Origin of the sequence: Mesorhizobium sp. M7A.F.Ca.CA.002.15.2.1 (genome assembly GCF_003998715.1) — a bacterium.
Taxonomy (GTDB): Bacteria; Pseudomonadota; Alphaproteobacteria; order Rhizobiales; family Rhizobiaceae; genus Mesorhizobium; species Mesorhizobium ciceri.
This window is the reverse complement of the sequence record NZ_RZPI01000584.1, coordinates 1-3,649: the sequence shown is the minus strand read 5'-3', so window position 1 is coordinate 3,649 and position 3,649 is coordinate 1. Positions and strand designations below refer to the sequence as shown.

Sequence of the window (3,649 nt, the reverse complement as noted above, 5' to 3'; positions counted from 1 at the left end):
TGTCGGGGCAATAGGCGAGACCGCCAATGCGGAAACCGAGCGATACGATGTCGCCGTGGATCTGCGGCAGCGGCTCGAGGGTGAGGGTACCCCCCTCTCCTTCGACGACCACCGGCCTGGTGTGGTCGATGAGATGCGGCCTGACGATCGGCGGATAGGAACTGCCTTGCGGCGTCTCGAAACAGTATCCGAACGCTTCCCGCAGCCGAAGCATCGTCGCCCTGTCGGCATGGACGTCGATGAGCTGGCGCTGATCGAGGACGAAACCGCGCAGATCGTCGATGCCATGGATATGGTCGGCATGCGGGTGGGTATAGACGACCGCATCGACACGTTTGACGCCGGCCAGCAGCATCTGCTGCCGAAAATCCGGCCCCGTGTCGATGACGACAGTCGTTCGGCTGCCGTTCGCCGCAATCCGCTCGACGAGCGCGGCGGCACGGGTGCGCCGGTTCCTGGGGTTGTCGGGGTCGCAATTGCCCCAATCGCCGGTGATGCGCGGCGTACCTGGGGACGAGCCGCAGCCGAGAATGGTGAGGCGCAGCCGGTCAGTCATCGTTCAGGCACTTTGCTCTGCAGGCCGCGGCATCTTGCCGAACAGCCGGAAGAAATTATCTGTGGTCAGATCGGCGATTTCAGCTTCGCTTACCCCGATCGTTTCGGCCAGCACTTTGGCGGTATGGGCGACATAGGCGGGCTCGTTGCGTTTGCCGCGAAACGGCACGGGCGCCAGATAGGGCGCATCGGTTTCGACCAGCAATCGGGCATGCGGGACATCGGCGGCAATGGCACGCAACTCAGCTGAATTCTTGAAGGTCAGGATGCCCGAGAACGACACGTAGCCACCGAGAGCGACGCCCACCTCGGCAAGCCGGCGCCCGGAAGAAAAGCAATGCAGGATGAAGGGGAAGGCGCCCTTCCCTGTTTCGTCCTCGAGAATATCAGCCATGTCGGCATCGGCATCGCGCGAATGGATGACCAGCGGCAGCCCCGTTTCACGGGCGGCGGCGATGTGGTTGCGAAAGCCTTGCGCCTGTGCATCGCGTGGCGCCTTGTCGTAAAAATAGTCGAGACCGGCCTCGCCGATGGCCACTACTTTTGGGTGCGCGGATAGCCGCACAAGCTCCTCGACCGTGATATCCAGTTCTTCGGCCGCATTGTGCGGATGAGTGCCGACAGAGCAATAGATTTCGTCGAAAGTTTCAGCGATCTCAAGTACTTGCGGAAACCGCTTCACGCGTGTCGAGATCGTCACCATACGGCCAATTCCGGCGGCTAAAGCGCGGGCGACGATGGCCGCCCGCTCCTCGGCGAAATCTGGAAAATCCAGATGGCAGTGGCTGTCGACGAGCATCAGATGTTCGCGTCCGGCTGTTCGACGTAACGCGGAAACACGCCTTCCGGCACCGGCAACGCAGTGCCGGGCACAAGCGCGTGATCCGCGTGGACATGCACGAAATCGCGGCTCTCCGCCGGCACCGCCAGCAGGTCGAGCAGTTTCGCGGCCGAGCCCGGAGTGAAGGGCTGACACAGCACCGCCACGCGGCGCACGACTTCGGCGGTCGTCCACAGCACCGTTTCCATGCGCGCCGGGTTGGTCTTCTTCAGCGCCCATGGTGCCTCGCCGGCGAAGTAGCGATCGGCTTCCGCCACCACGCCGAAGATAGCTGCCAGCGCCAGATGGATGCCCTGCTCGGCGACCGCCTTGCGCGCGGTGTCGAGCGCGGCGGCGGCCTGATCCAGGATCGCTCTGTCTGCATCCGTCAGCTCGCCGCGCTGCGGCACCACGCCGCCGCAGTTCTTGGCGATCATCGACAGCGAACGCTGCGCCAGGTTGCCGAGACCGTTGGCAAGATCGGCATTGGTGCGGTTGACGATCGCGTCATGGCTGTAGCTGCCATCGTTACCGAACGGCACCTCGCGCAGGAAGAAGTAGCGCACCTGGTCGAGACCGTAGTGCTCGACCATCGCGAATGGATCGACGACGTTGCCAACAGATTTCGACATCTTCTCGCCGCGGTTGAACAGGAAGCCATGCGCGAAGACGCGCTTTGGCAACTCGATGCCCGCCGACATCAGAAATGCCGGCCAATAGACCGCATGGAAGCGGACAATGTCCTTGCCGATGATGTGCGTGGCCGGCCAATAGTGCCATTGCTCGGCCTTTGTGTCGGGATAGCCGGCGGCGGTGATGTAGTTGGTCAAGGCGTCGACCCAGACATACATCACATGCTTGTCGTCGCCTGGCACCGGCACGCCCCATTTGAAGGTCGTGCGCGAGATCGACAGATCCTTCAGCCCCGACTTGACGAAGCTGAGCACCTCGTTGCGGCGCTCGGTCGGACCGACAAAGTCGGGCTGGCTCTCATAAAGCGCCAGCAATTTGTCCTGATAGGCGGAAAGCCGGAAGAAATAGCTTTCTTCCTCGTTCCATTCGACCGGCGACCCAAGCGGTTCGCGGCGCACGCCGTCGTCGCCGAGCGTCGTCTCGCTCTCGTCGAAATAGGCTTCCTGGCGCACCGAATACCAGCCGCTATAGCGGTCGAGATAGATGTCGCCATTGGCGGCCATCGCTTTCCAGATCGCCTGACAGGATTCGTAGTGGCGCGGTTCGGTCGTGCGAATGTATTGGTCATTCGAGCCGCCCATCGCCTCGGTCATTGCGCGGAAAATCGCCGAATTGCGGTCGGCCAGCGCCAGTGGCGTTATACCTTCCTTCTCGGCAGTTTGCTGCATCTTCAGGCCATGCTCGTCGGTGCCGGTCAGGAAGAAGACGTCCTTGCCGTCCAGGCGCTGGAAGCGTGCCAGGGCGTCGGTTGCAATGACCGTATAGGCGTGGCCGATATGCGGCTTGCCGTTCGGATAAAAGATCGGGGTGGTGATGTAGAATTTGTCGCGTGACATGAATGAACCGTCATGAATGTCTGAATGGAAAGGCGTGGCGGTGGATATCGTATCGAGGCAGCATTTGCCATCCCGATCCAGGAAACCCAGTCACATTCGCATTGCAGAATTCAGGCGGTCGATCATGATCAAGGCGTGCTGCTTCTTATCGAGATTGTAAGTATCGGTCTCAGATATAGCGTCCAGCGCCTCATGCCAAGTGTCCGACAGCGTTTTGGCTCGTGCGAGATCGCCAGCCAGTGCTGCCTGGCTTGCCGCGTCCGACAACAGGTCTAGCACCCGGCGGTTGAAGATATCGAACTGGATCGCCTGATCGCGGCCGGCCACGGCTTCGGCGAGGCGGAACGCGCCGCCGACATCGCTCTTTTTCCCGGTGACCAGAGCGTCGAGCGTCGAAGCGATCTCCAACCCGCCATACTGCGTCAAGAGGATCGCGGTGCGGGCGCTGCCCCCTGCCCGCTCGGCCAGTGCCGCGCGCGCCGCCGGATCCTCAGGCGGCGCCGGCTCGGTCGTTTCCAGCACCGTCATCAGGTCGTCGGCGTCGAGCGGGTTCAATCTCACCACCTGACAGCGCGACCGGATCGTCGGCAGCAGGCTGCCCGGCGCGTGGACAATCAGGATGAACAGAGTCCGTGCCGGCGGCTCTTCAAGATTTTTCAGCAAGGCATTGGCGGCATTGGTGTTCATGTCGTCGGCGGGGTCGACGATGACGACCCGGTAGCTGCCGTCATGCGAGGTCAGCGAC

Annotated in this window: 3 protein-coding genes and 1 pseudogene; all 4 read right to left on the bottom strand. The window is 62.2% G+C overall.

Going from position 1 to position 3,649, the window contains the following annotated elements:
* On the bottom strand, positions 1–556 hold a 556-nt coding region (locus ENZ74_RS25590), incomplete at its 3' end, for an MBL fold metallo-hydrolase (protein ID WP_164761201.1).
* Positions 557–559: 3 nt separating this feature from the next.
* Positions 560–1,354 carry a TatD family hydrolase gene (locus ENZ74_RS25585; protein WP_063168015.1) on the bottom strand — a complete coding sequence of 265 codons (795 nt, stop codon included), beginning with the start codon at positions 1,352–1,354 and terminating at the stop codon, positions 560–562.
* Positions 1,354–2,904: a methionine--tRNA ligase gene (gene metG, locus ENZ74_RS25580; protein ID WP_063168014.1), complete on the bottom strand. Its 1,551-nt coding sequence runs from the start codon at positions 2,902–2,904 to the stop codon at positions 1,354–1,356. The genes ENZ74_RS25585 and metG overlap by 1 nt, the downstream gene beginning before the upstream one ends.
* Before the next feature lie 90 nt (positions 2,905–2,994).
* Positions 2,995–3,649, bottom strand: a pseudogene (locus tag ENZ74_RS25575) (DNA polymerase III subunit delta'); the annotation flags it as partial.